Source organism: Streptomyces sp. NPDC047974 (genome assembly GCF_040653375.1).
Classification (GTDB): domain Bacteria; phylum Actinomycetota; class Actinomycetes; order Streptomycetales; family Streptomycetaceae; genus Streptomyces.
Map to the genome: position 1 here is coordinate 90,577 of NZ_JBEZNU010000017.1, position 26,749 is coordinate 117,325.

Here is a 26,749-nt window from a genome sequence, read left to right on the forward strand (position 1 = left end):
CCGCGAGGTGCTGCGCCTGAACGGCGCACGCCTCTACGGATGGCCGGCCACCGCCACCACGTCGAGCACGGCGTCGCGCACTACAGGACGGGGCCCGGCCGGCGTCGCGCACTACAGGACGGGCCCGGGACGCGTCGCGCGCCCGGGCCCGTCCCGTATCGGTGCAGGTCAGCGGACCTGGACGGATGAGACCAGAGTGTTCAGGTCCGGCCAGAGCTTCTTGTTCGTCTCCGGCAGTACGACCCACAGCACCGAGGGGCGGACCCGCCCCGTGTCGACCACGAGGACCGCGTTCAGGTCCATCGTGGACGGCACCCCGCGTTTGTGGAAGTGGATCTCGCTGACCAGCAGCCAGGCGTCACGCCCGTCGACCTTCAGCGGCTGCGAGGCGACGTCGACCAGGATCGCCTGGTCGCGGGGGTACTCGTAGCGCCGCCGCTCGTCCATCACCGCGCCCGCCACGCCCCGCAGCTCCCCGGTGCCGCCGGCCGCGGCCATGATGTCCTCGTCGACCTGCGTGGACTTCACGAGCGCCCGCTGGCGCCCCTCCTGCTTGCGGGTGAAGCCGTCGTAGATCGGATCCTGTGTCTTGCTCCGGTCCCATGTGCCGCCCAGCTCCGCGTACTCCAGGGAGGAGTCCGTGACGGTGCCGATGACCGGCGAGCCCTTGCCCGGGTAGTCCGGCACCTTGACGGTCCCGGTGAGCCGCCGCTCCTCGGGCAGCGGGGAGGCGCCGGGGGTGAGAGTGGGCACGGGGATGCCCCGCTGCGGGGCGTCCGCGGTGCTGCCCGCGCAGGTGGCGGACGAATAGTCCGATGTGCTGTGCGACTGCTGGACCACCTTGCCGTCGACCAGCACGGTGCACGTGAGCGTGCCCCCTTCCTGGTCCTCGCGGCTCTTGACGTCCAGATAGAAGTCGGCGCCCGCCGCCAGCTCGAAGGTCTTGCGGTACGGCAGGATGACGACCCCCTCGGTCACGTGGTTGCCGTTCGCCTCCCCGACGGTGAGGTTCACCGAAGGGTGGTCGCCCGTCGCGATGTAGGTGACCTCGACCCGCCGGGGGGATTCCTCCTTGCCCGGGGATGCCCCGCCGTCGCTCGGGTCGCCGACGGCCAGGGCCAGGCCCACCGCGCCGAGCGTGACCACCTCGAAGAGGATCACCAGGGCGCCGACCAGGTAGAACCCGCCCGGGATCCGGTCGAAGGTCTTCCTGCCGCGGCCGGAGTGGAACTCGCGTCTCGGCTGGGATGTCTGTGTCATGTCGTCCTCCCCCTCACGCCCGGCCGCTGTCGCCGGACCGGCGGTCGGCCGGCCCGTCGGCGAACCGCGTGGCCAGCAGCCCCGCCTCCCGCGCCTCGTCCAGCACCCGGTGCAGGTCCTGGAGCCGGGACCGGTCGGCGAGCCCCTCGATCTCGGCGACGGCCAGCTCGTCCCGCACCGTGTTCACCACCAGCTCGAGCATGTCCTCGCCAAGTTGCTCCAGCTCTCGTACGGCCTCCCACTCGCGGTAAGCCTCGTCCGCCGCGCGGGTGTTCTCGGCGTACCGCTCCAGCGCCTCCACCCGCTCCTCCAGCGCGCTCGACGACATCCGCAGCGCCTGCCGCTGAGTCCGCAGGACCTCCTCCACCCGCGAGCCGGAGGCGTCCCCGGCAGCGGTGCGCACCTTCCGCGCCAGCCGGGTCAGCTCGGCCAGGCGCTGGGCGATCTCGTACTGCTGGGCCGGCAGGGTCACGTCGTTGGCGATGTCGTCCAGCAGCCCGTCCCGGTCGACCTGCGACTGGAGCACCGCCGTCACGGCGGCCTGGGCGCGCTCCATCCGGCGCAGCGGCGAGTGGCCCAGCAGCTCGCGCAGGGAGTCGTCGCCGAAGTCCTCGGCCAGGTAGTAGCGGCCGTGGCGCAGCCGGGCCACCCGCTGCCGCTCGTCGGTCCCGCAGCCGAGGACGACGATCAGCAGCCAGGCCAGCAGATGCACGCCCACGACGGTCAGGATGAACGCCTCGAACCCGAACTGGACCACGACCCAGATCAGCGCCGCCTGCGCCGCGAGCCCGACGGCCAGGCCGGGCCACACGCCGATCAGCGCCCACAGGATCGTCACCGGCAGTAGCGCGCACACCGCGGAGGCCCCCAGGGCCGTCCAGATGTCCGCCTTGGTACGGCCCCCCAGCCCCGGCTCCTCGGGCAGCGGCAGCGTGGCCGGGAAGAGTCCGTCGGCGGACTCCTCCAGCAGCGCGCGCTCCGCGTCCTCGAGGGCCGGATCCACCACCGGCCGCAGCGCAATGTCCTGCGCCATTCAGCAACACCCCCCACAGGTTGGGAAGATCGTGACACACGCCGGAGGGGCTGCCCACGCCACCCCTGTCCCCGCCCGGCGACTGAGACGGCGCGAACCCGAAGACGAACTGTCGTCCACCCTTGGCCAGATACCGCCGAGGCCGAAGGGGTGCGACGCGCAGCCAGAAGCGCGAGAGGCGCCCCCGCCCGGTAGCCGGCGCCCCCAGTCCTGCGCCCGGTGACCCTGTCCGGGCGCCGGCAATCGCCACTTCGCACGCTTCCGTGCATTCCCTTGAACGCAACTGGCGCGTGCACCACGCCATGGGCTGTCCCGCAAGGATCTCGGTTTCGCGTGCGGAGCGGTCTGCCGAGCTGGCGAGGTGTTCAGCCGGTGGTTCGTGAAGTGTCCAGGGACCGGGCGAAGTCGGCGAGCGTGTGGAAGTCGTTCTCGCGTAGACCGATCCGCGGGTTGACGTGGTGGAGGAGCCCGGGTCCTTGGTGATGGGCGGTCACGTAGGTCTGATCCGGCTCGCTCTGCTCGTCGTCCACCCAGGCGAAGGGACGGCCGCCTGCGTAGCTCACCAGTGGTCCGGTCTTCCAGTGGACTCCATCAGGGCGCTCTTGGAGCAGGGCGTCGCCGAATTCCACAAAGGGAAGTTCCGGAAGGCCGAGGACCGGTGCGACCCACCGGTTGGCGTCGTCCATCCATGTGGTGGCCCAGCACAGCTCGAAACCGAGCCGGAGCAGGTTTCGTCCGTGCTCCGGGTTGAGCCAGACCCGCAGGGGGCGCCGTCGGGACGCAAGGCCCCTGTCGTCCTCATGGACATCGTTCCGGGGAACTCGGAGTGTGGTGTAGCCGTCGGGACGCCTCTCAGGCTTGGCCGCATAAGGGTTGAGCGGCCCGTCCACGTCGAGGAACAGCAGAGGTCGGTTCATGATGCCCCCCGGGTCTTGCTCACTTGCACTGCCTCGAGCAGCGTAGCTGTGGGATTGCCTCGGCCTGAGACCGGTCTGCGCGGTGATCATGATGTGGCGAGTGTGATCACGGCATCGGAGCCGTCCTGGATAACCCCGTTCGCAGGTCTGGGCTCCTGCTGCTGCGGCACACTGCTGACCGCGCTCCGGCGCCAGGAGCAGATGTGGTCTACCCAGGGCGGCCGTGGAGCCTGCCGTTGGAGGACCGAGTACTGCTGGTCACGGCCTCCTGGCGAACCCACCTGACGTTGCGGCAACTCGCCCCGCCGTTCGGCGTCTCGAAGTCCAAGGTCGGCCGAGTCGACAACCACATCGGCCCCCTGCTCGCACACCAGCCCGCAAGCAGTTCGCCAAGGACATCGTGCTCATCGTGGACGGCACCCCGGTCCTCACCCGCGACCACGCCATCGCCGAGCGGTCGAAGATCTACAGGTACTCCACCAACCATCAGGTCGTCATCGACGGCGGTACCCCTTGGCCGTCGTGGTCGGCCGGCCGCTCGCCGGGAACCGCAACGACTGCGAGGCGTGGGAGGAGTCCGGCGCCAAGGCCGCTGTCGGCAACACGGTCACGATCCCCGACGGCGGCTACCCCGGCACGGCACCGGACTCGTCATCCCGCACCGCCGGCAGCGGGGCCAGGCCGAATCTCCGGCCTGGAAAGAGGAGCACGACAAATCCCACAAGCAGGTCCGCGCCCGCGTCGAGCACGTCTCTGCCCGGATGAGGAACTGGAAGATCGTCCGCGACTGCCGCCTCAATGGCGACGGCGTCCACCACGCCGTGCTCGGCATCGCCGGGATGCACCATCCCGGCGAGTCACGAGGGACGAGACGATCGCCAAGTTCCGCGCACAGTTGCAGAGCGCGAAAGCCGAAGTCACCGAAGTGCGGGGCAATTTCGACGCGCTCGCTGCCGTGACGGGGAACGTCTACAAGGAAACCAGAGCCTGAAGGCGAAGCCGAACCGGGGCCGCCTACGGGAATCCCTGCCCACCGGAGAGTGATCTCGTCCGCTCAGGTGGTGTCACTGGAGATCGGAGGTTTCCAGGGAGGGCCTCCCATGCCATGGCCGTGGTCCTGGGCGAGTCGGCGTCCGCGGCGAGGAAGGGGGGGACTCGATCGCAGAAGCCCTCCCGGTCGGGAGCTTCGCGCATGACCGGCGCCGGGACGGCTACATCCAAGACAAGCCGGCGGCCGAGCGAGAGCCTGGACGCAAGGTCACTTCGCGGGCCTGGACGGGCTGATCCTGGTCCGCGCCTGCAATAGGAGCGCGCCGCTGCAGGTTCGTCTACTGCGCAGTTGGTGTCCGAGGCCGTACTGCGCGGCCACCTTCGGGGTCCCACCGCCAAAGATCGCGGGACGCTATCCAGGATGCGATCAATGGTCGGTGGAGGTCCCATGGAAGTGTGGCAATCGAGATCTGGGTTCACTGAGTTACCCGTGTCACCACATGCAGGTGCTACAGAAAGTTGCTAGCAGCATGGGGGGTGCCTAGGTGCTTTGCCGAGCTCCTCGAAGCGTTACCTGCCGCGCTTCCGGAAGATGGGGATGAACGAGACCATTCGCTTTGACAACGAAGCGGGGCACGGTTTGAGGCGTGGTGTGGCACTGACGAACTCGTGGACACCGTAGAACTCTCGTTGAGCCCGAGGATAAGGCGCGTCACGCAGGTCCGCGGTGTATCCCATGAACCAAAGGGGAGGCTGGCTCTGGCTAGCCCCCGCCGTGCCCCCAGGAGTTCGAACTCACCGACCCGTACGAGAGGATCGACGCCGAGGGCGAGAGCTTTCCCCTTGATGCCGGCCCGATCAGGCCCGATCTCTGGAGCGACTACTACGAGAAAGAGATCGACGTAACCTCGTGGGGAAAGATCTTCAAGCTGGTCGGCATGCAGACCCCTTGGCGCTCGTCGGAGCGACGCATCCCGACAATGTGGTCTCCTGCGAGATACGCCACGGTTGACCGACCGGGGCGCGATCGGCGAGATGACCAGTGCGCGAATGCCTGGAGGTCTCGATGCGATCGATGGGCCGGACGCGACGCGCCAACAAGGGCATGGGCTTCGACCGGCTGAGAAACGCGATATTGGAGATGCGTAATGACAGAGATCGACGCGGCAGTAGTGGATTCGAACGCGTCCAACGTTACGATCCTGGCAACGATATTCAACAAATCAAGTCGCACTATCGCCACGGGCGGCATAGTGCGACTTACCGCAGCTCCCTTTGGGACCGGAAATTTGGCTGATGCAAATTTCAGTGCGATCGCGCCAGGGGGGCAAGAGACGCAGATTATCAATTGGGCTTTGGAGCGAGACGATTCGGGGCATACTCCGTATCCGACGGCTGCCCACTATTTCCTTTCAGCGGAAGGGGGCGGGGCCTGCCGGGGCGGAACCGGTCAAAATCCAGACGGAATGACAGGAGTCCGATTCTCCATATTTGACTCTGACTGGGAGTAGCTGCGCTGAACCTGGATGGAGTGGCACCGGCTCCCCGGAACAGGCGCGGCTTCGGGAACTGCGGAGTTCCATAGCCGGTGGCCTGGGGTAAATGGGGATCCCGTCCAAAGTTAGCGAGGAGATCATGGGTACCTCGTCATTTCAGATGTCGAGCTTCACTCCTGTTGATGATGTGCTTGTCAATCTAAGCTCGACCTCTGTATCGTTCTCATTCTCTAGCGCATTCGCAACACATATCAGCGTCGAACTATGGTCCGAGGGTGACCAGGGCGCAGCCTACATTAATAGGCAAGAAACGGATACGAACGGTACCGATGATGTGGGCTTGTCGTTTGCCGTGCCCTCTGGCGTTGACCTGCACTACAAGATTACGGTCAGCGGCGACCCCAGCTCCAATAATACTGTCCACGTCCGCATCGAATGGTAATTCGTTAGCATTCCGTGTGCCATCCCAGAACCCGTCAGGCTTGATCAAGTTCCCTGAGTGTCTGGGTTGTTGGTGATGCCCAGGATGGCGAGTGCTCGTTCGGGTCCGTGGCGAATGGCGCGGATGGTCTTGGCGATGCTGTCGGCTCCGAGGATCTTCAGGGGCCGATGGCGAGATTGCGGGTGGTGGCCATTGCGAGTTGTTGGGCCTGTGGGGCTGTGGGTCATTGAACCTCGTTCATCCTGTGCTGGATGATGGAATGAGCTGGTCAGTGGCTGTGGTGACGAGGCAGGGCCCCTCGTCGTCGGCGTGGTGATTCCAGTCATCACGCCGGCGATCGGAGGGGCCCCTGTTGCTCAACTCGGAGCAGGTTTCGGGATATCCCAGGCCACTGCCTGGCGGTACGTGGACGAAACCCTGGACGTCCTGGTCTCCTGGGCGCCCGGCCTCACCGAAGCCCGTACCGGCGTCGGTGAGGGCGACCACGTCATCGTTGACGGCACCCTGATACCCACCGACCGGATCCACGCCGACGAGCCCCACTCCTCGCAAGAGCACCGCAAGCATGGCATGCACGTGCAGGTCGTCACTCGTCCTGAGGGCACACCGCTGTGGTTCTCCCGCGCGACACCCGGTCGCACGCACGACCTGACCGCGGCCCGCGCCTACCAGGGCGCCGGCGCCACCTTCCGTACCCCGTACTACCGTCACCGCGAACAGCTGCAGCATTTCCGGCAGTTCAACCGCGACCACGCCCGGCTGAGAGCGGGAACCATCGTTCAAGCTGTCCATACGCTGCTGATCTGCAGCTATTCAGGATGAAAGAGGCCGAAGGAATCAGGCCGACCTCCGCCCCTATGCCGTCACATCGAGACGCACGAGCGCGCCGATCTCCACGAGCTGGTCGGGCAGCGCCAAGTCGGAAACGCCCATGACCGTGCTGGCGGGCCGGTGCTCCCCGAAGTACTCCGCGTGGAGGCGTGCTGTCGTGTCGAAGTTCTCACGCAGGTTCCTCACCAGAACCGTGGTCTCGACTATCTGGCCACGCTCGGCCCCGAACTGCCTCAGCACCAGGTCCAGGTTCTCCAGCGTGGTGCGGACCTGCAGTTCGAAGTCACCGGCGCCCACGAAGTCGCCGTTACGGTCATGAGACAGCTGCCCCGACACGTAGACCGTTTCGCCGACCTGGGTGGCCTGGCTGTAGCCGTACAACGACTCCCACGGCATGCCGAACCCGAACGTCTTCACCTGAGAACCCATGGTTCACTCCCTTGATGCGATGCGCGGGGCCGTCGGTCACAGGCAGGCCCCTTGCATGCAGAAGTTACGGGTTCGTACGCACGCTGCTTGTCTGGTAACGCCGTCCCTGTGTTCTCTGTGCGCACAGAATCGGCTGCAGTGGGCTCTTCCGGGCGACGGTGTGATGAGTGGACCACTACGCCGACGATGAGCGACCCTGCCTCCTCGCCACACCCGTCGGCAAGCCCGTTTCACCCGCCAGGAGAGGATGAAAGAGGCTCACACTGGTTCAGTTTCCTTACACCCGTTCCGTCTTCGCTTGCGGGCACGAACCGTCCGGGGGTGTGGGTCCGCCCCTACGTTGCCGAGGCTGCTTCCGGCCTCACCCCCAACCCGGGCTCAACCTGCCTCCAGCTTCGACCAGTCCCTGCAAGAACCGGCGACGAGCCTGACATCCGGCGAGATCCATCAGCGCCTCGTGGCGCACAGCCCAGCTCGTCGATGCAGAACAGGTCGATGCGGCTGTGGCGGGCGATCGTCTTGTTCGGCTGCTTCTCGTCGGCGGCCTCCTCGGCTCGTTCACGAGCTTGGTGGCGAGGGTGTGGAGGGTGGCCGGGTCGATGTTCGGGTTGGCGTCGAAGCCGAAGGAAGGAACGCAGGGACTTCTCCCGCGGAAGCCGGCCGACCCGATGTGACACTCCGAGCGGCGGCGGACCCCGGTGGTCGCACTCGGCCATCAGCGGTTCGGCGAGAAAGTCGCGGTAGGTCATCCGGTCCTTCATCGCGAGGAGCCGGCGGAGGGGTGGGGGTTCATGCGCCGGGAGGGGGCGCCCGAGGACGTGGTGGCGCTGCGCAGGGCTCGCTGCGCCCTGGCGGGGGCCGTCGGGGGCGGGCCCGGCTGCCGCTGGCCGCTCGTCAGCGCTGAGGTGCTGGACGGCCACGCTGATGAGGACGCCGTGGGGGCCAGGAGGGGGCTGGTGGTGTTCCGCCCGTTCGTGACGTTCGTGTCGTTCGTGTAGGTCTCCCGCTCCCGCGGCTCGGGATTCATGTGAGCGCCCGTCTGGCGGGGCGCATGATCCCGGGTGTGCCGGGGTGGTGGTGCGGGGGTGTGCGCGAGGTGGGCTTCGGCGGTGTGGCCCCGTGTGGTTGTGGGGATCGTGTGCGCCGGGTGATCCGCTCCGGAGCGCGGCGGGCGCTCCTCTCACCTCGCAATTACACATTGTAGTGAAGCGGCTAGGAAGTGAATGCGAAGTGCGCTCTGACGTGCGACTTTTTCCTTAGCTGCCCACGAGAGGCAGACCGTTCGATCACAAGGAGTGAGCATGTCTCCGAAGAGGGTTTCGCCCGAGGACACCAAGTCGCAGCCGGCCCCGGCGCCGACCCCTCAGGCGCCGCAGCCCACGAGCCTGAAGGCCGAGACGACGAAGGGACAGCTCCTGGGCGGGGTGTCCGCCGCGGGCAGAGCGCGTCTGACGTGCAAGGGAAAGCCTGTGGCCTGGCAGGACATCGAGTGGTACACCGGCAAGCACGGTGAGCACCTCGGCACCTCGCAGACCGACGCCAGGGGAATCGCCGAGATGGAGGGCGGCAGCATCAGCGACATCTTCTCCTCCATCATGGGCGAGATCGGCGGGTACTCGGTCAAGTACCTGGGCAACGACGAGTACCTGCCCTCCGAGGACCACGGGCGCATCGTCCCGCTGTTCGGCATCGGCAGCTGACACGCGGATGCCGGCCGCGAGGCGAGGGCATCCGCTGTCCCCTCCAGCGCACGGCAACCGCACCCCCGACGGCGTCCACCGCGCTGGTGACCCCGCCGATCTGACCCGCCGGCGCGCTGTGCGCCGTCGTCGGTTCCACTCGTGATCCCCGCCGGGACGCCCTAGACCGGGCCCGCCCAGGCGTGGGCGGCCGACGCAGTCCGCGAGCGGCCCCCGGGCGGCACATCCGACTGCCGAAGGAGCCGCAAAGCCATCGGCATGGCTGCCCACACGCCTGCGGCGGCTCCCGCGTGCGAGCCGCCCGGGGCGCGCCTGGTCCGAGCACCAGCCCGGCCACAGTTCCCCGCCCGCGTGGGTGGATCCCGTCCCACCACCGCCCTTGCACCCATGAAGCGGCGGAACCATCCCTCCCCTTCGACGCGTGAAGGAAACGCATGAACAAGCGCACGACCGTGGGCGCCCTGCTGGGCGCCACCGTCCTGGCCACCACCGCTGCTCTCACCCCCGCAGCGGCGGCCGGGAACCTCGTCAAGAACGGCACCTTCTCCGAGCCGCCCGCCCCGGCGGGAGGGTACGTGGAGTACGAGGACGGCGAGAACATCGGCCCCTGGCAGGTCGGCGCGGCCACCCCGCGCGGCGGGGTCACGCTGTACAGCCGCGCTCTGACCCAGTACACCTACCAGGCCGTCGACATCGGACCAGGCACCCTCTCCCAGGACTTCGAGGCCGACTCCGGCTCCATCGTCAGCATCACCTGGAAGCACGCCCGCAACACCGACCCCGCCTGCGCCAAGGACATGGGCGACCAGTCCTACAGCGCCCAGGTGATCCCGCCGCCCAGCTCGGACCCCGTGGGCGACTCCTACACGCCCATCGGCCCCCGTTTCGCCTCGGTCAACAGGCCCCTGCAGTTCATCGCCGGTGAGGACCACTTCACCCTGGAGTTCGCCGGCCGTGCTCCCGGCGGGTGCGGACCGCTGATCACCGACGTCGTCGCCAAGGTGATCGGCCACGCCCATCCCTGACGCCGACACCTCCTGACGGCCCTCGGCTCCGTACGGCCCGAGGCGAACCCCCGGTCTTCGGGCAGGCGCTCCCCGTCGGGCGGATGACACGCCCCCGCCGCGGCGCGCACCGTGCCGTGGCTGACAGCGCCGATCGCGCCCAGACGCACGCGGGCCCCGCCGAACGGCGGGGCCCGCACCACGGTTCGGGCCGCCGCCCGGGTTCAGGGAGTTCAGCTCAAGGGGACGTCGAGGGGACCGGGCAAGGTCACGGGAGCGGGCTGCGGGGCCGTCCGCTCCTCCAGGTGCTCCAGGTGCTCCAGGTGCTCCAGGTGCTCCAGGTAGTCGTCGATCTCCACGTTCGTGGAGTCGATCTCCATCGAGTCGACCTCTACATGGTTCTTACGCAGGTCGTCCCAGAGCGCGGTCACAGTCGTGTCCCGTTCTGACCGGAGGGGAGGGGTCGGCCGGCGGAGCCGAGAAGGGGGAGCTGGTCCCGCCGGCCGGCGACGGGGGTGCGGCAGGTGCCGTCAGCTGTGGGAGACGCGGACGAGTATCTTGCCGGTGTTGCCGTCGCGCATCAGCGAGAGGAAGGCGTCGACGGCCCGCTGGATACCGTCGATCACGGTCTCGTCGGCCACCGGGGAGCCGTCCTTCAGTCGGGCGGCGCCCTGGCGTACGAACTCGTCGGCGAGGTGGGCGTGGTCGCCGACGTTCATCACCGCGCAGGGTGATGCGCTTGCCGATGGCCAGCGGGAGGTGAGCGGGGCGGGGAGGCAGCTCGGTGGCGTTGTAGCCGGAGATCGCGCCCACCAGAGCGATGCGCCCGTTCGGGTTCATGCTGGCGAGGGCAGCCTTGACGTGGTCGCCGCCGACGTTGTGGCTGACCGTCGATCCGACGGGGGCGTCCTCCGCCTTCGGGGCGACGCCGTTTCCGACAGCGGGGCCGGTCAGGACCTCGCCGAGCTCGAACTGCCGCATGGAGGACGTACCTTCGTTCATTCGGCCCCGCAGGTACGGGTCGACGGAGAGGACGCCGTTGCGGACGACGACCTGGCCAGGGCTGGATCGGGCACGGTCGTGGTGACGAAGGCGAAGTCCGATGGCTTCGGTTCCCCGACCGGGCGGGTGACGAACCAGGCCGGACGTTGAGGCCCGTGCCGGGGGTGGACGGGAGGGCCGCGGCCGCATACCGGCGGAGCGTCCGCCCGTGATACCCCCGGGGTCGTGCGTCGCCTCGGCCTCGCATCCGCTCTCCCGCGCCGGCTGCTCGGTGAGCGCGTCCGCGGCCCTGGGGGATGGAGTCGTGGGGGTGGCCGGCGGTGCGCGTGTACACCGGGACGTCCGAGGTCGGCACGGGGAACCCTCTTGGATAGAGCTTTCCATCTCGCCCTGGCGAGCGGATCTCCCCGTCGCGAGGAACCTGCCGGCCGCTCCGCGAGGCCGCTCCGCGAGGCCGCTCCGCGAGGCCGCTCCGCGAGGCCTCCTTGTGCCGTGGCCCTACCTCGCCGCCCGCGAGCTCCTGGGCCCCGGTTGGTACCTTTCGTTTGTCGAGTGAAAGTAAATGGCTTTGCTTGCGACGAGAGAGGGGGCACGTGACGTGCTGGCTGAAGAGAGGCGTGAGGTCCTCCTGCGCCTGATCGAGCGCCGGGGAGCGGTCAAGGTGAAGGACGTGGCGGAGGAGATGGGTGTCTCCGCGGTCACCGTGCGCCAGGACGTCCGGGAGCTGGCGGGCCGGGGGCTGGTGGTGCGGGTGCACGGAGGCGCCATGGCGCCGAGCGTGGCGCAGGCGGCCGATGCGGCAGGAGCCGCCCCTCGGCCGGCGAGGGGGCAGGGGAACGTCTTCGGGCTGATCGTCCCGCCCGGAAGCTACTACTACCCGGAGATCATCCGAGGAGTGCAGGACGCGGCACGTGCGCAGGGGGTGCGCATCGTGCTCGCGGTTTCGGGCGAGACGCCGGCGGACAACCAGGAGCAGGTGCGGCGGTTGATCGCGGCGGACGTCGACGGTCTGCTGTTGATGCCGCGCGCGGGGCTGGAACCCGTGGATCTGGCGGAGAAGTGGCTGGCCGGCCTGGACGTACCGGTCGTCCTCCTGGACCGCAGGGCCGGCGGGTCGGTCGGGCGACTGGAGCAAGTCGCGTCCGACCACGCCTACGGCGCGGGCCTGGCGGTGCGACACCTCGCCGAGCGGGGGCATGGGCGGATCGCGTTGGTCGCGCGGGTGGAGAGCCCCAACACGCCTTTGATCCGCGAGGGTTACGTGGCTGCCTGTCAGGCGCTAGGGCTGCCGACGGGCCCGGAGTACGGGATCGAACCGGCCGACGGAGCGGCGCCGGCCGAGTGGTTCGAGGAGTTCGCGCGAGCGGTCGAGGCGGGCGAGGTCCAGGCCGCCCTCGTTCACAACGATCTCGACGCCGTTGCCCTGGTCGGCTTCCTGCAGGCGCGTGGCCTGCGCGTTCCGGAGGATCTGGCCATGGTGACCTACGACGACGAGGTCGCCGAGCTGAGCGATGTGCCCCTCACCGCCGTAGCGCCGCCCAAGAGGGCGGTGGGGGCGTGGGCGGTCGACCTGTTGAGGCGCCGGATCGCCGATCCGGCCGCGCCCATGGCGGAGCTGCTGCTCCGCCCGGAGCTGCGCGTGCGAGATTCCAGCGGTGCTCTTCCCGCGTCCGGCGGGCCTGCGTAAGGGCGAGGTGGAGGGCCGCCAGATGGCATCGCTTACTTTCGTTTTCTTTCATATGAAGCGAAAGCATTGACGAGGCGTGCTTCCTGTCGAATGATTCCGGTCAACGCCCCCGCGAACGATCGGTGCACATCATGTTTCGCAGAACCACGGCCCTCCTGGCCGGCTCCGTCACGGCTCTCGCCTTGTTCGTCACCGCCTGCGGAGAGACGGGCCAGGGGGCTTCCCCCACGGCGAAGAAGACCGGAGAGGTCACCTTCTGGTCCTTCGTGAAGGGGTCCGACAAGGTGGCTGCGGCTTTCAACCGCAGCCACCCGGACATCAAAGTGACCTTCGAGACCGTCCCGTCGGGCCAGGAGTACTACTCCAAGCTCACCAACGCCGTGAAGGCCGGCACCGCACCGGACGTCGCGGTGGTCGAGTACCCGCACCTGCCCGAGTTCGCAGCCCAGGGAAAGGTCGAGGACCTGAGCGGCACGCTCGGCCCGCTGGTGAAGGAGCGGTTCCCCGAGGCGACGCGGCAGCTGGTCGACCTCGGCGGCAGGACCTGGGGCGTTCCGCGTGACGCGGCACCCCTCATGCTGATGTACCGCAAGGACTTCTTCACCCGGCACAAGATCGAGGTCCCCACGACGTGGGACGCGTACCGGACCATGACCGAGCAGGTGAAGAAGGCCGACCCCGCCGCCCGCGGCGGCGTCCTCTACACCGACAACCCCGGGGTCCTCGAGGCGCTCTCCTGGCAGGCCGGCGGGCAGTGGTTCTCGACCGGGAAGGACTCCTGGAAGGTCACGGTCGACGACGGCCCGTCGAAGAAGGTCGGCTCCTTCTGGGGCGACCTCGCCCGCAAGGACCTCGTGCGCTCGCTGAGCCAGCTGGACCCGTTCTGGACCAGCGTCCAGAAGAGCCGGACCGTCGCGTACGTCTGCGCCAGCTGGTGCGCCGGAGCCCACCAGGCCACCGTCCCCGACCAGAAGGGCAAGTGGGCCGTGGCCCCCGTTCCCACCTGGGACGGAAAGCCGGCCTCGGGCATGTACGGCGGTTCGTCCTTCGTGATCCCGAAGGGGTCCGACAACAGCGGTGCGGCCGCCGAGTTCATCAAGTGGATCACCACCGACCCCGAGGGCATGAAGGCCTGGGTGTCCTCCGGAACCAGCAGCATGTTCCCCGCCGACCCGGGCCTCGTGCCCGTCACGAAGGCCGCCTTCAAGACGGACTACTACGGCGGGCAGGACATCTACGCCCTCATGGCCCGGTCCTACGACGCCATCCCGCCCCGCTGGACGTGGGGACCGGTCATGGGCGCCACCAACACCGCCCTCGTGGACCAGCTTCCGAAGGTCGCCGACGGATCGGTGAACCTGCCCGACGCCCTCTCCACCGCCGAGCGGATCACCCTCACGCAGATGAAGCAGCGCGGCCTGACCGTCACCGCCCCGTAGGAGACCGCAACCGCGTCCGGGAGACCGGCCCCGCCCGAGCGGCGGGGCCGGCCCGGACCCCTCAGCCCCTGCTCTCCCCGCCCCACCCAAGGAAGGCCGGCATGGCAAGCCCATCCGCCCGAGGACAGCGCCGGACCGCCGTACTGCTCCTCACACCGTTCTTCGGCCTCTTCGCGGCCGTCACCCTCGCCCCGCTGCTGTACGCGGCCTGGCTGAGCCTCTTCACCACCCGCACCTCCGGCCTCGGGTTCGGCGGCACCGAAAGCGTCTTCTCGGGACTCGGCAACTACGCCCGCGCCCTGTCCGACGAGGCGTTCCGCGACGGATTCCTCGTGATCGCCGCGTACTGCGCGATCTACATCCCCGTGATGATCGGGGGAGCACTGGTCCTGGCCCTGCTGCTCGACTCGGGCCTGGCCAAGGCACGGAACTTCTTCCAGTTGGCGCTGTTCCTGCCGCACGCGGTACCGGGGCTGATCGCCGCGCTGATCTGGGTGTACCTCTACACCCCCGGTCTCAGCCCGGTGATCGACCTCCTGGAATCCGGCGGCATCGACATCAACTTCCTCTCGGTCGACAACGCCGTCTTCTCCGCGGCCAACATCGCCGTCTGGGAGTGGACGGGCTACAACATGGTCATCTTCTACGCAGCCCTGCAGGCCGTGCCCCGCGAGACCCTGGACGCGGCGAAGGTCGACGGGGCCGGCGCCGTACGGACGGCCCTGTCCGTCAAGATCCCGATGATCTACCCCGCGGTGGCCCTCGCTGTCCTGTTCACCGTCATCGGATCGATCCAGCTGTTCACCGAGCCGAAGGTCATCTACAACGCCTCCAGCGCGATCGGCAGCAGCTGGACCCCCAACATGTACGTCCAGACCGCCGCCTTCCAGAACAACGACTTCGGCCTGGCCGCGGCGGCATCCCTGCTGATCGCCCTGTTCGCCGCCGTACTGTCGTTCGTCGTCACCCGCCTCTCGCGCCGGGGGAGCACGTCATGACCGAGACCTCCACGCTCGACGCTCCGACCCCCACCCCCGTCACGCCGCCCTCCGGCCGCAGGCCGGCACCTCGTGGACACAAGGGCCCCGGGAAGTCACCGTCCATCCTGCTGTCCAAAGCCGGGGTCACGGCGATGCTGGGCCTCGCCACCCTCTACACGCTGCTGCCACTGACCTGGCTGCTGCTGTCCTCCACCAAGAGCCGCGAGGACCTGTTCGGCACGAACGGATTCGCGCTCGGCGAGGAGATCCACCTCGCCGACAACCTCGGGCACCTGTTCCGGGCCGACGACGGCGTCTACCTGCGCTGGCTGATCAACACGGTGCTGTACGCCGGTGTGGGTGCCCTCCTCGCAGCGGTGTTCAGCGTCGCCGCCGGTTACGCGTTCGACAAGCTTGCCTTCCGCGGCAAGGAACGCCTGTTCTCGCTCGTACTGCTCGGCGTGATGGTGCCCGGGACGGCCATGGCGATCCCGCTGTACCTCCTCGCCGCCAAGGCCGGACTCGTGAACACCTTCTGGGGCGTCTTCATCCCCGGCCTCGTCTTCCCCTTCGGCGTGTACCTGGCGCGGGTCTTCAGTGCCTCCTACGTGCCGGACGAAGTCCTGGAGGCGGCGCGGATGGACGGGGCCGGCGAGTTCCGGACCTTCTGCCGCATCGCCTTCCCGATGATCGCGCCCGGTTTCGTCACCATCTTCCTCTTCCAGTTCACCCAGATCTGGAACAGCTTCTTCCTCCCCCTGGTGATGCTCTCCGACCAGGACCTCTACCCGGTCAACCTCGGCCTGTACGTGTGGTACTCCTCCGCGCTGACCCAGGGGCACCCCGAGGACTACCTGCTGGCCGTCGTCGGCTCGCTCGTGGCCGTGGCCCCGCTGATCGCCGTCTTCCTGATGCTGCAGCGGTTCTGGAAGTCCGGCATGACCGCCGGCGCCGTCAAGTAGGACGCCACCGTGAGGAATCCAGCCATGCCCTCGACCCCCACCACCCGCCCCCGCGCCCTGTTCGCCATGGGCCGCCGCCACCGGGACACGCTGTTCCCGCCCTCAGCGGTCAAGCGCCTGACCACGTACGTCGACATGGACCCGGACCACGTCGCCGAGGACCTCACCGAGGAACCCGCCCTGGAGCACGTGGAGATCCTGATTACCTCCTGGGGCTGTCCCGTCCTCGACGAGGAGGTCCTCGCACGGGCGCCGGCGCTGAAGGCGATCGTGCACGCGGCGGGCAGCGTCAAGCACCACGTCACCCAGGCCTGCTGGGACCGCGGCCTCCAGGTCTCCTCGGCCGCCGCGGCCAACGCCGTCCCGGTCGCCGAGTACACCGTCGCCGCGATCCTCTTCGCCAACAAGCGGGTCCTGGAGATCGGCGGTCTCTACCGAGATCACCGCTCGCCCCTCGACTGGTCCCGGCACTTCCCCGGCTTCGGCAACTACCGCCGCACCGTGGGAGTGGTCGGAGCCTCGCTCGTCGGGCGCAAGGTGATCGAACTGCTGCGGCCGTACGACCTCGACATCCTCCTCGCCGACCCGTACGTCAGCACACTGCGGGCGGCGGCGATGGGAGTCCGGCGGGTGGAACTCGACGAACTGGTCCGCCGCTCGGACATCGTCTCCCTGCACGCCCCCGAGCTGCCCGAGACCCGTCACCTGATGGACACGCGCAGGCTCGCGCTGATGCGCGACGGCACCACCCTGATCAACACGGCCCGCGGCTCCCTCGTCGACACCGACGCCCTCACCACCGAAGCCACCAGCGGCCGCATCCACGCCGTCATCGACGTCACCGACCCCGAGGTGCTCCCCACCACCTCACCGCTCTACTCCCTGCCCAACGTCCTCCTCACGCCCCACATCGCCGGCTCGCTCGGCGGCGAACTCCACCGGCTCGGCGCCGGCGCCCTCGACGAGATCGAGCGCTACTGCTCCGGAGAACCGTTCGCCCACGCTGTGCACCACGCCGCCCTCGCGACGTCGGCCTGACAGCCCGGCCGGTCCACGGACGACGCCGATCCAGGAACCGGCCGGCACCAGCCGTGCCATCCCCGCCACGGCATCCGCTCCTCCCCGCCCCGTGTCCCCGCACGACGAACAAAGGAGTTCCCCCATGCAGCACTCCCGACCGGTGGGCAGACGTCAGCTGCTCATGGCAGGCGGCGCACTCGGACTCACCGCCGCCGCGGCCCCGCTGCTCACGGCGCAGGCGCAGGCCACGTCCAGCGGCCCCTCCTGCATCCGGATCACCGACCTCGGCCCCGGCATCCAGCAGTTCGCCCTCATGAGCGCGCTCCAGGTCGGTGACACCGTCTACATCGGCTCGCGCAACCTCGAACCCACCCGCGTGCTCGCCTTCCACCTGCCCACCCGCAAGGTGGTGGCGCAGACCGTCCTCGGCGTGGGCCACTCGATCCAGGCACTCGCCGCCGACCCCACCGGCAGGTACCTCTACGCGGGCATCCTCACCAAGGGCGACGAAGGGAAGCCGAACCTCTTCCGCTGGGACCTGACCACTCCGGACGAGCCCGCCGTGGGCATCGGCCGGACCGAGGACAGGGACATCCGGGACCTCGCCGTCGCCCCGGACGGCACCGTCTACGCGGTGGGCGGCATCCCCGGCAAGGCGCCCGCGCTGTGGATGTACGACCCCGGCACCGGCAAGGTGACCACGCTCGGCATCCCCGACCCGGGGGCCACCCTGGCCAGAGCCGTCGCAGCCACCGACACGACCGTCTTCTTCGGCGCCGGCAGCGTCCTGGCCGGCGGTGACGGAGCGAGCAAGGCCTCGCTGTACGCCTACGACCGGGCAGCCGGCACGTATCGCAACGTCACGCCGCCGGAGATGGAGAAGGATCCAAGCCTGCGCGACCTCTTCGTCGTCGGAGACCGCCTCGTGGTCAGTACCTCCGGATCGACCGAGCCCGCCAAGCTGGCCGTGATGGACCTCGCCGACCTCTCCTCGTACAGCCTGACGCCGACCACCGGCAAGGTCGTCAAGAACCTGACGGCGGACGCCGGCACGGTCTACTTCGCCACCGACGCGGGTCTGCACTCCTACGCGTCGGCCACCAAGGTCATCAGCCCGGTCGCGTTCGACGGCGACCTCGGCGAGATCTGGGGCCTCGACGTCGTCGGGGGCGCCCTGACCGTCGTCTCGGGATACGGCTTCGTCGGCGAGATCGACCTCGCCACCGGCCGGGCCGTCGTGACCGACCTCGGCCGGGCGGGCGCGCCCGTCACCCCGCAGACCACGATGGGCATCGCCGCCGACCACCGGTACGCCTACGTCGGCGGCAACAACGGCATAGCCCGCCACGACCTGCGTACGGGCACGGTGGTCAACCTCCGCGCACCCGGCGAGGCGAAGGACGCCCAGGTGCTGGACGGGGTCCTGTACACCGGTCAGTACAGCTCGCAGGGCATGTGGACCTACGACCCCACGGCCGACGAACAGCCACGTCAGCTCGCGGCCTTCCCGAGCGAACAGAACCGTCCGCTCGACGTCTGCCACGACCCGGTCAACGACCTCCTGCTGGCCGGCGTGCAGTCCGACACCGAGGGAGGCGGCTCCCTGTGGACCTACTCCCCGAAGACCGGCAAGAAGGCCGCCTACATCAACCCGGTCGACGGGACCCAGCTGGTGCGTGCCGTCGCCACCCGGGACGGCGTCGCGTACCTCGGGGGTGACAATCCCACCGCCAAGGGCCCGCGCGGCACCCTCGTCGCCTTCGATCCGGTCGCCGGTCGCGAGCTGTGGCGCCTCGATCTTCCCGCCTCCCTGACCACCGGCACGGCCGCGCTGGCGGTGCACGGCCGGCACCTGTACGGACTGACGCGCAAGGGCGGCTTCTTCGTCGTCGACCTCACGATCCGCCGGGTGGTGCACACCGCCGACCACCGCGCCCTCTGTCCCGGCTTCGCGGCCATGGTCACCAGCCGGGGCGTCGTCTACGGCGTCTCCGACACCACCCTCTTCCGCTTCGACCCCAGGACCTTCGCCGTCAGCACCGTGGTGGCCGAGATCAACGGCGCCTGGTACAGCGGCCCGCACGTCAACGCCGACAACCGCGGTCGGCTGTACACGATGCGCGGCCACAACCTCGTCCGCATCGAAGACAGGCCGGTGATCTGATCATGCAGAAGTCGACGAGGCGCTCCCTCATGGCCGCGGCGATCGCGGGAACGCTCACCGTGGCGGGCCTGACCACCGCGCAGGCGGGCCAGAGCGGCGAGAACGGCGCCGTGGCGGGCTCGTGCGCAGACGACAGCGGCCCCTCGGCCCTGCTGACCATCGACTACAAGGACGGCCGGCTGAACTCCGGCATCCCGGACCTGACCACGACGCACGCGACGGCCGACGACGCCTCCTACGTCGTCCCGTCCGGTACGGACCACGCCGTCGCGCACAAGGTGACCCTGGGCGATCCCGCGTACGTCTCCGACGGAGCCCCCCGCAGCGAAAGCGCCACGAACGACGTCCACGAGGGGAAGTTCGTCGTCGGCGACGAACAACGGTACGAGTTCAGCGTGCTGCTGAAGGACTGGAAGCCCTTCGCGGCCGGCGACTCGGAAGCGGGCGACATCATTTTCCAGGGGAAGCACGCGGGCGGAAACCAGCCGTCCTTCTACCTCATGACCAAGCGGAACAGCATCGCCTTCCGCTCGCCGATCCTCGGGCTGCAGGCCGACGTCGTCGACGACTTCCGCCCGCACATCGGTGCGTGGATGCACTTCCGCGTGGACGTCAGCTGGACCGACGACAGCACCGGCTACTACAAGGTCTCGACCCGGATGCCGGGCGAAACGCAGTACACGCTGCGCAGGACCTACGAGGACGTCCGCACCTTCCACCCCGTGAACCCGGCGGAGTTCGGCTACCTCAAGTGGGGCCTCTACCGTCCCGGTCAGTCACTCGAGAAGGGGGACGTGCCGACGAGGATCGTCCACCACGACGACATCCGCGTCCTGGACCTCACCCAGGGATGAGAGCCGGAGGGACGGGAGGGTCCTCCGCCCGGAGCACCCTCCCGTCCCGCACCCCCGCGGCACGAGGCGGTGTCGACAAGCACCACCCAGTGGGCCGGCCCCGCTGGAAGTCACCAGAGAAGGTGTGTCCGTGAGGCATGTCATCGCCCTTGACGTGGGCGGCACCGGAATGAAGGCGGCCCTGTTCGGGCTCGACGGGACGCTGCTGTACGAGGAGCGGCGGGCGACAGGTCGCGAACGCGGGCCCGAAGCCGTCGTGGAGGCGGTCATCGGCCTCGCGGAGGACCTGCGTGCCCGTGGCCGGGTGCGCTTCGGCACGGAGGCAGAGGCCGTGGGGGTCGCCGTACCCGGCATCGTCGACGCGCAGCGAGGAGTCGCCGTCCACGCCGCCAACCTCGGCTGGTGCGACGTCCCGCTGGGGGAGTCGCTGAGCCGCAGGCTCGGAGGGACGCCTGTCGCGGTCGGGCACGACGTCCGTACCGGTGGCCTCGCCGAGGGCCGTCTGGGCGCGGGCCGGGGAAGAGGACGGTTCCTGTTCGTGTCGCTGGGCACCGGCATCGCCGGTGCCCTCGGCATCGACGGCGGGATGGAGGCGGGCTCCGGCGGCTGCGCCGGCGAGATCGGCCACATCGTCGTCCGCCCCGGCGGCCCCGTGTGCGGGTGTGGCGGACGCGGCTGCCTGGAGGCACTGGCCTCCGCCGCCGCGGTCGGCCGCGCCTGGGCCCGGGTGAGCGGCGATCCCGCCGCCGACGCCGCCGACTGCGCCCGGGCCGTCGACGCGGGAGACGAGGCCGCGTCCGCGGTGTGGCGGACGGCGGTCGACGCCCTCGCCGACGGCCTGCTCACGGCGGTGACGGTCCTGGATCCCGGCACCCTGATCATCGGCGGCGGCCTCGGCGAGGCCGGCGACACCTTGCTCGTCCCCCTGCGCGCGGCGGTGGCGGAACGCGTCACGTTCCAGAAGTCGCCCGCGATCGTGCCGGCGACCCTGGGGGACGCCGCCGGATGCCAGGGTGCGGGACTGCTCGCGCGGGATCTGCTCGCCGCGGCGGCGCCCGCCTGACAGCGGTGGCCCGAGGTCCGGAGCCGTAGGCGGCGCCAGAGGGGCATGGCACATGGACGACGGGGCTCCCCAGCGCCTTCTGGACGATCGGTCAGGGCGCCTCGGTGTACGGCCGGCTCCAGGTCGTCGCGTACTGCTCCCTGGGTACGAGGGGGGACCTCCGTTGGCGTCGCTGTCGGTGGGTGTGGTGAGGATCGCTCGTCTGAGTGGCCGGCGCAGGGAATGACTCGGGCGGGCTGGGACTGGCTACGGGCCCGTGGGGTGGTCTCCTTCTCGACCGGCCGGCGCCGTCAGCGGTCGTTGTGCAGGAGTGCACCACGTACCCAATCGCACCGTGGGACCAGGGCGTTCGGGGCTACTGACGGACTTCGGGGAGACGGCTGACGGTTGGTGCCCTTGGGGGACATCCGGCGAGGGCTCCGACGGTCGGGCGCGGCCTCGCCTCATCCTCGGAGAAGGAAGACTGGAACAGGACCGGTCTGAACCGTTGGGGAGGGGCACGGTGCCGATCCGTCCCACCACCGTCCTGAAGGCATTCACCGGGGTGATGGCGCTGCCGCTCCTCGCGCTGGTCGCCCCCGCGTGGGGGCGGCCCCCCGCCGCGCTGCCGGCCTCGGCGGCAGGGGAGCCCGCCACGCTCTGCGCGCCCGCCGGGACCCTGCGCGGCGCGGACGGAGAGTACGCCCAGATCGGTCTGTGCGCGGACAGCGGCGGCCTGCGGCTCACCCTCTCGGCCCCGGCCTCCTGCGGACGCGCCGGCTCGGGCACGACGTACGGGTGCCGCACCACCGGCACCTGGACGGCCCGCCACGCCGGGAACACGCTCACCGGAACCCTCCCCGGTCCGGTCGAATACCCCGGCCCCGGCACCTACGACCTCACAGCCTCCGTCCACGTCCGGTCGCAACCCGCTGGCGTCGACCTCCAAGGCACCGTCCAGGCCTCCCTGACCATGACGGCCCCCCGGGCGGAACCCACCCACGCCATCACCGTGAACCGTACGACCCTGGGCCGAGCCACCACGACCACGCTCACCTACACCATCCGCCGCGACAGCGAGGACGGCGACGGCAGCGCCCGGTTCGGCCTGATCGGCGAAGAGGCATCCGGCACACGCATCTCCACCACCGACCCCCGCTGCGTCAACCCACTCGTCGGCCACCGCCCGCAGACGACCCGCCTCCCGCACGCGCTCGACTGCGCCCTCACGAGGCTCCAGCCCGGCCGTCCCGAGAAGGTGACGGTCCGCGTCTCCCTGGGGCCCGAGTGCTCCACCGTGGTGTCGAAGCTCGGGTACTGGATGCCCGACGGCCAGACCCTGTACACCGGCGGCATGCTGCCAGGACCGAAATTGACCTGCGTATGACCGGTCCCTCCGGGGCCGGGTCCGGTTCGGGGGGCTTGGTAGTCGGCGGCCGGCGCAGCCACCCCGGCTGGACGACCGGGTCCGAGAGGCGATGTACGGGGGCAGCTCGTGCGCCGACCCATGACCGCTGGACGGCGCCGGTCGGTGCCGGCAGGGGGCCTCCCGCTCGCCGGGCCGCGGCGAGCGGGAGGTGGCCGTTCGGGGTTCCGGGGTCGGCGTCGGTCAGGTGGTGAGCCAGTCGCCGTAGCGGGTGGGGCAGATGAGCGCGCCGTCCTGACCCGTGAGGGTGTGGTCGGGGGCCACGGCGAAGGGGCCCGCTGTGGGGTCGGTGCTGAGGGCGCGGTTGTCGCCGCGGGCCGCGAGGCTGAGGCGGCCGATGTCGTCCAGGGCGATGACGTCCGGGCCGGCCACGTTGCGGATGGTGTGCAGCGGGGTACCCGCGGCGATGTCGGCGATCGTGCGGGCGGCGTCGTCGGCGGCGACCGGCTGCAGCAGGGTCGGGGGCAGGCGGACGGCGTTCTGGTCGCCGGTCCAGGAGATTATCTCGGCGAGGTATTCGAAGAACTGGGTTGTGCGGACGATGGAGAACGGCACCGGTCCGGTCTTGTACAGCTCCTCCTGTACCACCTTGGCCCGGTAGTAGCCCAGGTCGGGCACCTGGTCGACGCCGACGATGGACACGAGGACGGCGTGGCGGACACCGGCGTGTTCGGCCGCGGTGAGGAGGTTGCCGGTTGCCACGCGGAAGAAGTCGGCGGAGGCGTCGTCGGCGGTCGGTGACTGCGTGGCGTCGACGACGGCGTCGGCTCCCGCGAGGGCCGGGGCCAGGCCCGCGCCGGTGAGGAGGTCCACGCCGGTGGAGCGGGCGTGCGGGAGCGCCTCGTGACCGGCGGCCGTGAGTGCTTTGACGATCTTGGAGCCGATGAGGCCGGTTCCTCCGAGCACGGCGAATTTCATGTCGTCTGTCTCTTTCGGGCGGTTCCTTGAGGGGGCGGAGGGGTCAGCCGAAGATCGCGGTGGGGTCGCCGGTGAACCAGGCGTTGTCGATGCGCATGCGGCTGATGACCCAGCGGTCGCCGTCCCGCACCAGGTCGACGTCGTAGGGGTTCTTCAGCAGTGCGTGGGTGGCGGGGTCGCCGGCGAGCAGGTGCTGAGCCTCCACGAGGGCGGTGAGGCGGGCGGTGTCGCCGTCGATGCTGACGCGTGTGTTCGTGACCTGGTGGGTTGTCTCCACCCGGCCGGTGAACATGCCCAGGATGGTGCCGACGATGGTGTCGCGCCCGACCATCAGCGGCGGCTGGGCGCCCCACTTCGCGGCGGCCGGGCGGAAGTCCAGCTCCGCGTCGGCGGCGAAGGACGAGGCGAACAGTTCGGCGTCCTTGAGGTCCTGGCCGAGGCCGAAGCGGTAGAGCGCGTCGATGATCTCGGTGCGGTCCCGAAGCTCCGCGACGACGGCGACGCTGTCGCGGGCGGCGAGGGCGCGGTGGGAAGTGACGTACATGATGGGCTCCTTGGCAGGTCAGGTGGTGTTCCGACGTCGATCCTGCTCTCGGTGGCCTGGAGCATCAACGCCCGTGTGTGCAACGATCGTGAAGTCACGGTTAACGATGGACGGAACGGGACTGGGTGGCGGGATGCTGGAGCGGTACGAGGTCGAGGCGTTCCTCACGCTCGCCGAGGAATTGCACTTCGGACGCGCCGCCGAGCGGCTGCACCTCTCCACGGCCCGGGTCAGCCAGACGATCGCCAAGCTGGAGCGCCGCGTCGGTGTCCCGCTGTTCCACCGCACCAGCCGCCGGGTGGAGCTGGCGCCGGTGGGGCGTGACCTGTACGAAGAGCTGCGGCCGGCCTGGACCCGGATCACCGCTGCGGTGGAGCGGGCGGTCGAGGCCGGACGGGGCCTGACCGGGCTGCTGCGCGTAGCCTTCACCGGAGCCGCCGCGGGCCAGCTGCTGGTCGGCGCGACAGAGGAGTTCCGTGCCCTTCACCCGGACTGCGACGTGCAGATCCGGGAGGCCCAACTGTCCGACGTCCTGCCGTGGTTGCGTACCGGTGAGGCGGACATCGCCCTGACCTTCCATCCGATGCGGGTGGCGGAGGTCACCATGGGGCCCGTGCTGGTCCGCGAGGCTCGGATGCTCGCGGTGCCCGCCGGACACCCCTTCGCGCGCCGAGGGACGGTGTCCGCGGAGGACCTGGCCCGGGTGACGGTTCTGCAGGTCCCCGAGACGCTTCCGGACTCCCTGCGCGAGGACCTGGCACCGCGCCGCACACCCACCGGCAAGCCGGTGCCCCTGGGCCCGGTGGCTGCGACGTTCAACGAGGCCCTCACCCTCGTCGGGGCCGGGAAGGGCGTCTTCGTCGTGGGAGCCCACGTCAGGAGGTACTACGCCCGTCCCGATGTCACCTACGTGGGCCTGGAAGCGACCACGCCGGTCGAGTGGGGCCTCGTATGGCCCACCGACGGCGCCACCGCCCGAGTCCGTGCCTTCAGCGAGGCTGCGCTCGCTGTGCTCGAGGGCCGTGCAGCGGCCCGCTGAGCACGCTCGGCGCCCTTCCTCGGCCACGAGCCCCGGGGAGCGTAGCTCGATTCATTCGCTTCTCGCAGCGCCTCCCGAAGCGGTGAGCATCCACAGTCCTGCTTGCGGGCTCCGGCGCAGGTTCTGCGAAACCACGCCGCCGAGCACACGCCGACCTCTGGACACTCCGCTGACCTGCCAGTTCACCAGCGGCGGTCACAGGTCGCCCCTCGCTTCCTTCACAGGCGGCCTCAACGGGCTGGGTTGGGGGGCACGGGGGCTCTTCGCTGAGCATTGCCCCGGAGGGCGAAGAAGCCCCGCCAGAACTTGATCTCGGCCTGCCGAGTGCCTGACGCTGTCGGGGATCCTGGCGATGACGTCGGCCATGCGCTCGACATCTCGGTCTCCCGGATCCCCGACCTCGTCACCCGTGATCAGCTCTGCGTCTCCTCGCGGCGTCCAGTAGCGGCCGCTCCGGGTATGACGAGCAGCTTGCCGGTGGTACGCCGGGCCTCCAGATCGCTGTGGGCCTGGACGGCCTCGGACAACGCGTAGCGGCCCGTTACGGTGATCTGAAGCGCCCCGGAGCGCACCCACTCGAACACGTCGGCGGCCCGTCGGAGCAGTTCGGACCGATCGGCGATGAAGTCCCCGAGGCTGGGCCGGATCAGCGTCAGCGAACCGCCGTGGGCGAGCCGAATCGGATCGAACGGCGGCACGGCACCGCTTGCCGCGCCGAAGAGCACGAGATGGCCGCGGGTTCGCAGGCTGGCGAGGCTCGCGTCGAAGGTGTGCGCGCCGACGCCGTCGAAGACAACCGGCAGTCCCTGACCGCCGTTGAGCCGCCTCACCTCGGCTGCGAGATCGTCGACCGCGGAGGAGAGGATCACCTCGGCGGCCCCGGCACGCTTCGCCAGCTCGGCCTTCGCCGCGGTCGACGTCGTGCCGATCACCCTGCCGCCGAGATGGGTGATGAGCTGGGTCAGAAGCAGCCCCATGCCACCGGCAGCCGCATGCACGAGCACCGTGTCGCCCCCCTGGACCGGGTAGGCGTCCTTGACGAGATAGTGCGCGGTCATGCCTTGGAGGAGCACGGCGGCGGCTGTCTCGAAGTCGACATCGTCGGGCAGCGGCACCAGCCGGGAGGAGTCCACGACGGCCCGCTCGGCGTACGTGCCCGGAATCTCCACCCAACCGACCCGGTCCCCGACTGCCACGTCAGCGACGCCGGGTCCGACTTCGACGACCGTCCCGGCGCCCTCGGCGCCCGGGGTGAAGGGCAGCGGGAGGCTGTACCGGCCTTCGCGGTGGTAGACGTCGAGGAAGTTGACCCCGGATGCGGCGACCTCCACGATCGCCTCGCCCGGACCCGGCCGCGGCTGGTCCACCTTGACTTCCCGCAGCACCTCGGGACCGCCCACTTCGTACACCTGAATCGCTCGCATGACCCTCCAATATCGGTTCGTCTCCCGCCAACCCCGTTGGCGGCGATCCGATTCCCGGCAAGCAGCCCGACCTGCACGCCGCCGTCGACGACGACTCCCGCCTCGCCTGCAGCGAGTTCCAGGTCCGCCTGCGGACCCTCAGGTAC

21 protein-coding genes and 4 pseudogenes are annotated in these 26,749 nt (G+C 69.6%); 14 read left to right on the forward strand and 11 right to left on the reverse strand.

Going from position 1 to position 26,749, the window contains the following annotated elements; translation table 11 throughout:
• Positions 1-168: 168 nt before the first annotated feature.
• From AB0E19_RS23800 to AB0E19_RS23810, 3 genes are all read right to left on the reverse strand, one after another.
• Positions 169-1,260: a hypothetical protein gene (locus AB0E19_RS23800; RefSeq protein WP_362183681.1), complete on the reverse strand. Its 1,092-nt coding sequence runs from the start codon at positions 1,258-1,260 to the stop codon at positions 169-171.
• Positions 1,261-1,273: 13 nt separating this feature from the next.
• Complete coding sequence (locus AB0E19_RS23805; RefSeq protein WP_362183685.1) at positions 1,274-2,293, reverse strand: hypothetical protein; 1,020 nt, start codon at positions 2,291-2,293, stop codon at positions 1,274-1,276.
• Positions 2,294-2,658: 365 nt separating this feature from the next.
• Positions 2,659-3,210 carry a hypothetical protein gene (locus AB0E19_RS23810; protein WP_362183688.1) on the reverse strand — a complete coding sequence of 184 codons (552 nt, stop codon included), beginning with the start codon at positions 3,208-3,210 and terminating at the stop codon, positions 2,659-2,661.
• Positions 3,211-3,303: 93 nt separating this feature from the next.
• On the opposite strand from AB0E19_RS23810, the pseudogene AB0E19_RS23815 reads away from it, so the two are divergent.
• Together AB0E19_RS23815 and AB0E19_RS23820 are read left to right on the forward strand one after the other, a co-directional pair.
• A pseudogene (locus AB0E19_RS23815) lies at positions 3,304-4,058 on the forward strand (transposase); the annotation flags it as partial.
• Between the two features lie 2,434 nt (positions 4,059-6,492).
• Positions 6,493-6,960, forward strand: a pseudogene (locus AB0E19_RS23820) (transposase family protein); the annotation flags it as partial.
• 33 nt (positions 6,961-6,993) lie between these two features.
• Here the strand turns inward: AB0E19_RS23820 and AB0E19_RS23825 are convergent.
• Together AB0E19_RS23825 and AB0E19_RS23830 are read right to left on the reverse strand one after the other, a co-directional pair.
• Positions 6,994-7,398: a Rid family hydrolase gene (locus tag AB0E19_RS23825; RefSeq protein WP_362183691.1), complete on the reverse strand. Its 405-nt coding sequence runs from the start codon at positions 7,396-7,398 to the stop codon at positions 6,994-6,996.
• 467 nt (positions 7,399-7,865) lie between these two features.
• Positions 7,866-8,162: pseudogene (locus AB0E19_RS23830) on the reverse strand (AAA family ATPase); the annotation flags it as partial.
• A gap of 537 nt (positions 8,163-8,699) precedes the next feature.
• Here AB0E19_RS23830 and AB0E19_RS23835 point away from each other — a divergent pair.
• Positions 8,700-9,098 (forward strand): hypothetical protein, encoded by a 399-nt coding sequence (locus AB0E19_RS23835; RefSeq protein ID WP_362183695.1) that lies wholly within the window; start codon positions 8,700-8,702, stop codon positions 9,096-9,098.
• 434 nt (positions 9,099-9,532) lie between these two features.
• The gene (locus tag AB0E19_RS23840) at positions 9,533-10,123 is read left to right on the forward strand and encodes a hypothetical protein (protein WP_362183698.1); all 591 of its coding nucleotides are present in this window, start codon (positions 9,533-9,535) and stop codon (positions 10,121-10,123) included.
• 212 nt (positions 10,124-10,335) lie between these two features.
• Here the strand turns inward: AB0E19_RS23840 and AB0E19_RS23845 are convergent, their stop codons facing one another.
• From AB0E19_RS23845 to AB0E19_RS23855, 3 genes and pseudogenes are all read right to left on the reverse strand, one after another.
• Positions 10,336-10,533 carry a hypothetical protein gene (locus AB0E19_RS23845; RefSeq protein ID WP_362183701.1) on the reverse strand — a complete coding sequence of 66 codons (198 nt, stop codon included), beginning with the start codon at positions 10,531-10,533 and terminating at the stop codon, positions 10,336-10,338.
• Positions 10,534-10,632: 99 nt separating this feature from the next.
• Entirely contained in the window at positions 10,633-10,821 is a 189-nt protein-coding gene (locus AB0E19_RS23850) for a hypothetical protein (RefSeq protein WP_362183864.1), read from the reverse strand.
• A 208-nt stretch (positions 10,822-11,029) separates the two neighbouring features.
• Positions 11,030-11,488, reverse strand: a pseudogene (locus AB0E19_RS23855) (hypothetical protein); the annotation flags it as partial.
• Between the two features lie 214 nt (positions 11,489-11,702).
• On the opposite strand from AB0E19_RS23855, the gene AB0E19_RS23860 reads away from it, so the two are divergent.
• The 9 genes from AB0E19_RS23860 (at position 11,703) to AB0E19_RS23900 (ending at position 22,639) form a co-directional block, all read left to right on the forward strand.
• Positions 11,703-12,791, forward strand: coding sequence for a LacI family DNA-binding transcriptional regulator (locus AB0E19_RS23860; protein WP_362183704.1), 1,089 nt, complete (start codon positions 11,703-11,705; stop codon positions 12,789-12,791).
• Positions 12,792-12,922: 131 nt separating this feature from the next.
• Positions 12,923-14,230, forward strand: a complete 1,308-nt coding sequence (locus AB0E19_RS23865) for an extracellular solute-binding protein (protein WP_362183707.1) — start codon at positions 12,923-12,925, stop codon at positions 14,228-14,230.
• Positions 14,231-14,331: 101 nt separating this feature from the next.
• Entirely contained in the window at positions 14,332-15,228 is an 897-nt protein-coding gene (locus tag AB0E19_RS23870) for a sugar ABC transporter permease (RefSeq protein ID WP_362183710.1), read from the forward strand.
• Positions 15,225-16,172: a carbohydrate ABC transporter permease gene (locus AB0E19_RS23875; protein ID WP_362183713.1), complete on the forward strand. Its 948-nt coding sequence runs from the start codon at positions 15,225-15,227 to the stop codon at positions 16,170-16,172. Before AB0E19_RS23870 ends, AB0E19_RS23875 begins: the two co-directional genes overlap by 4 nt.
• A 24-nt stretch (positions 16,173-16,196) precedes the next feature.
• Complete coding sequence (locus AB0E19_RS23880; protein WP_362183716.1) at positions 16,197-17,210, forward strand: hydroxyacid dehydrogenase; 1,014 nt, start codon at positions 16,197-16,199, stop codon at positions 17,208-17,210.
• Positions 17,211-17,334: 124 nt separating this feature from the next.
• Complete coding sequence (locus AB0E19_RS23885) at positions 17,335-19,356, forward strand: PQQ-binding-like beta-propeller repeat protein (RefSeq protein ID WP_362183719.1); 2,022 nt, start codon at positions 17,335-17,337, stop codon at positions 19,354-19,356.
• Between the two features lie 2 nt (positions 19,357-19,358).
• Entirely contained in the window at positions 19,359-20,210 is an 852-nt protein-coding gene (locus tag AB0E19_RS23890; RefSeq protein WP_362183722.1) for a heparin lyase I family protein, read from the forward strand.
• A gap of 130 nt (positions 20,211-20,340) precedes the next feature.
• Positions 20,341-21,273: an ROK family protein gene (locus tag AB0E19_RS23895; RefSeq protein WP_362183725.1), complete on the forward strand. Its 933-nt coding sequence runs from the start codon at positions 20,341-20,343 to the stop codon at positions 21,271-21,273.
• 502 nt (positions 21,274-21,775) lie between these two features.
• Positions 21,776-22,639 (forward strand): hypothetical protein, encoded by an 864-nt coding sequence (locus AB0E19_RS23900; RefSeq protein WP_362183728.1) that lies wholly within the window; start codon positions 21,776-21,778, stop codon positions 22,637-22,639.
• A gap of 222 nt (positions 22,640-22,861) precedes the next feature.
• Here AB0E19_RS23900 and AB0E19_RS23905 read toward each other — a convergent pair whose 3' ends face one another.
• Positions 22,862-23,596 (reverse strand): NAD(P)H-binding protein, encoded by a 735-nt coding sequence (locus AB0E19_RS23905; protein ID WP_362183731.1) that lies wholly within the window; start codon positions 23,594-23,596, stop codon positions 22,862-22,864.
• 43 nt (positions 23,597-23,639) lie between these two features.
• Positions 23,640-24,140, reverse strand: a complete 501-nt coding sequence (locus AB0E19_RS23910) for a nuclear transport factor 2 family protein (protein ID WP_362183734.1) — start codon at positions 24,138-24,140, stop codon at positions 23,640-23,642.
• 106 nt (positions 24,141-24,246) lie between these two features.
• On the opposite strand from AB0E19_RS23910, the gene AB0E19_RS23915 reads away from it, so the two are divergent.
• Positions 24,247-25,179, forward strand: a complete 933-nt coding sequence (locus AB0E19_RS23915; protein WP_362183737.1) for a LysR family transcriptional regulator — start codon at positions 24,247-24,249, stop codon at positions 25,177-25,179.
• Between the two features lie 413 nt (positions 25,180-25,592).
• Here the strand turns inward: AB0E19_RS23915 and AB0E19_RS23920 are convergent, their stop codons facing one another.
• Positions 25,593-26,603 carry a quinone oxidoreductase gene (locus AB0E19_RS23920; RefSeq protein ID WP_362183740.1) on the reverse strand — a complete coding sequence of 337 codons (1,011 nt, stop codon included), beginning with the start codon at positions 26,601-26,603 and terminating at the stop codon, positions 25,593-25,595.
• Positions 26,604-26,749: the final 146 nt, after the last annotated feature.

Excerpts from the sequence above, each read along its gene's own strand:
- AB0E19_RS23825 (WP_362183691.1), bottom strand. The coding sequence starts at position 7,398 with ATGGGTTCTCAGGTGAAGACGTTCGGGTTCGGCATGCCGTGGGAGTCG.
- AB0E19_RS23805 (WP_362183685.1), bottom strand. The coding sequence starts at position 2,293 with ATGGCGCAGGACATTGCGCTGCGGCCGGTGGTGGATCCGGCCCTCGAG.
- AB0E19_RS23905 (WP_362183731.1), bottom strand. The coding sequence starts at position 23,596 with ATGAAATTCGCCGTGCTCGGAGGAACCGGCCTCATCGGCTCCAAGATC.
- AB0E19_RS23910 (WP_362183734.1), bottom strand. The coding sequence starts at position 24,140 with ATGTACGTCACTTCCCACCGCGCCCTCGCCGCCCGCGACAGCGTCGCC.
- AB0E19_RS23850 (WP_362183864.1), bottom strand. The coding sequence starts at position 10,821 with ATGAACGTCGGCGACCACGCCCACCTCGCCGACGAGTTCGTACGCCAG.
- AB0E19_RS23810 (WP_362183688.1), bottom strand. The coding sequence starts at position 3,210 with ATGAACCGACCTCTGCTGTTCCTCGACGTGGACGGGCCGCTCAACCCT.
- AB0E19_RS23880 (WP_362183716.1), top strand. The coding sequence starts at position 16,197 with ATGCCCTCGACCCCCACCACCCGCCCCCGCGCCCTGTTCGCCATGGGC.
- AB0E19_RS23920 (WP_362183740.1), bottom strand. The coding sequence starts at position 26,603 with ATGCGAGCGATTCAGGTGTACGAAGTGGGCGGTCCCGAGGTGCTGCGG.
- AB0E19_RS23890 (WP_362183722.1), top strand. The coding sequence starts at position 19,359 with ATGCAGAAGTCGACGAGGCGCTCCCTCATGGCCGCGGCGATCGCGGGA.
- AB0E19_RS23865 (WP_362183707.1), top strand. The coding sequence starts at position 12,923 with ATGTTTCGCAGAACCACGGCCCTCCTGGCCGGCTCCGTCACGGCTCTC.
- AB0E19_RS23870 (WP_362183710.1), top strand. The coding sequence starts at position 14,332 with ATGGCAAGCCCATCCGCCCGAGGACAGCGCCGGACCGCCGTACTGCTC.
- AB0E19_RS23835 (WP_362183695.1), top strand. The coding sequence starts at position 8,700 with ATGTCTCCGAAGAGGGTTTCGCCCGAGGACACCAAGTCGCAGCCGGCC.
- AB0E19_RS23885 (WP_362183719.1), top strand. The coding sequence starts at position 17,335 with ATGCAGCACTCCCGACCGGTGGGCAGACGTCAGCTGCTCATGGCAGGC.
- AB0E19_RS23875 (WP_362183713.1), top strand. The coding sequence starts at position 15,225 with ATGACCGAGACCTCCACGCTCGACGCTCCGACCCCCACCCCCGTCACG.
- AB0E19_RS23840 (WP_362183698.1), top strand. The coding sequence starts at position 9,533 with ATGAACAAGCGCACGACCGTGGGCGCCCTGCTGGGCGCCACCGTCCTG.
- AB0E19_RS23800 (WP_362183681.1), bottom strand. The coding sequence starts at position 1,260 with ATGACACAGACATCCCAGCCGAGACGCGAGTTCCACTCCGGCCGCGGC.
- AB0E19_RS23915 (WP_362183737.1), top strand. The coding sequence starts at position 24,247 with ATGGACGGAACGGGACTGGGTGGCGGGATGCTGGAGCGGTACGAGGTC.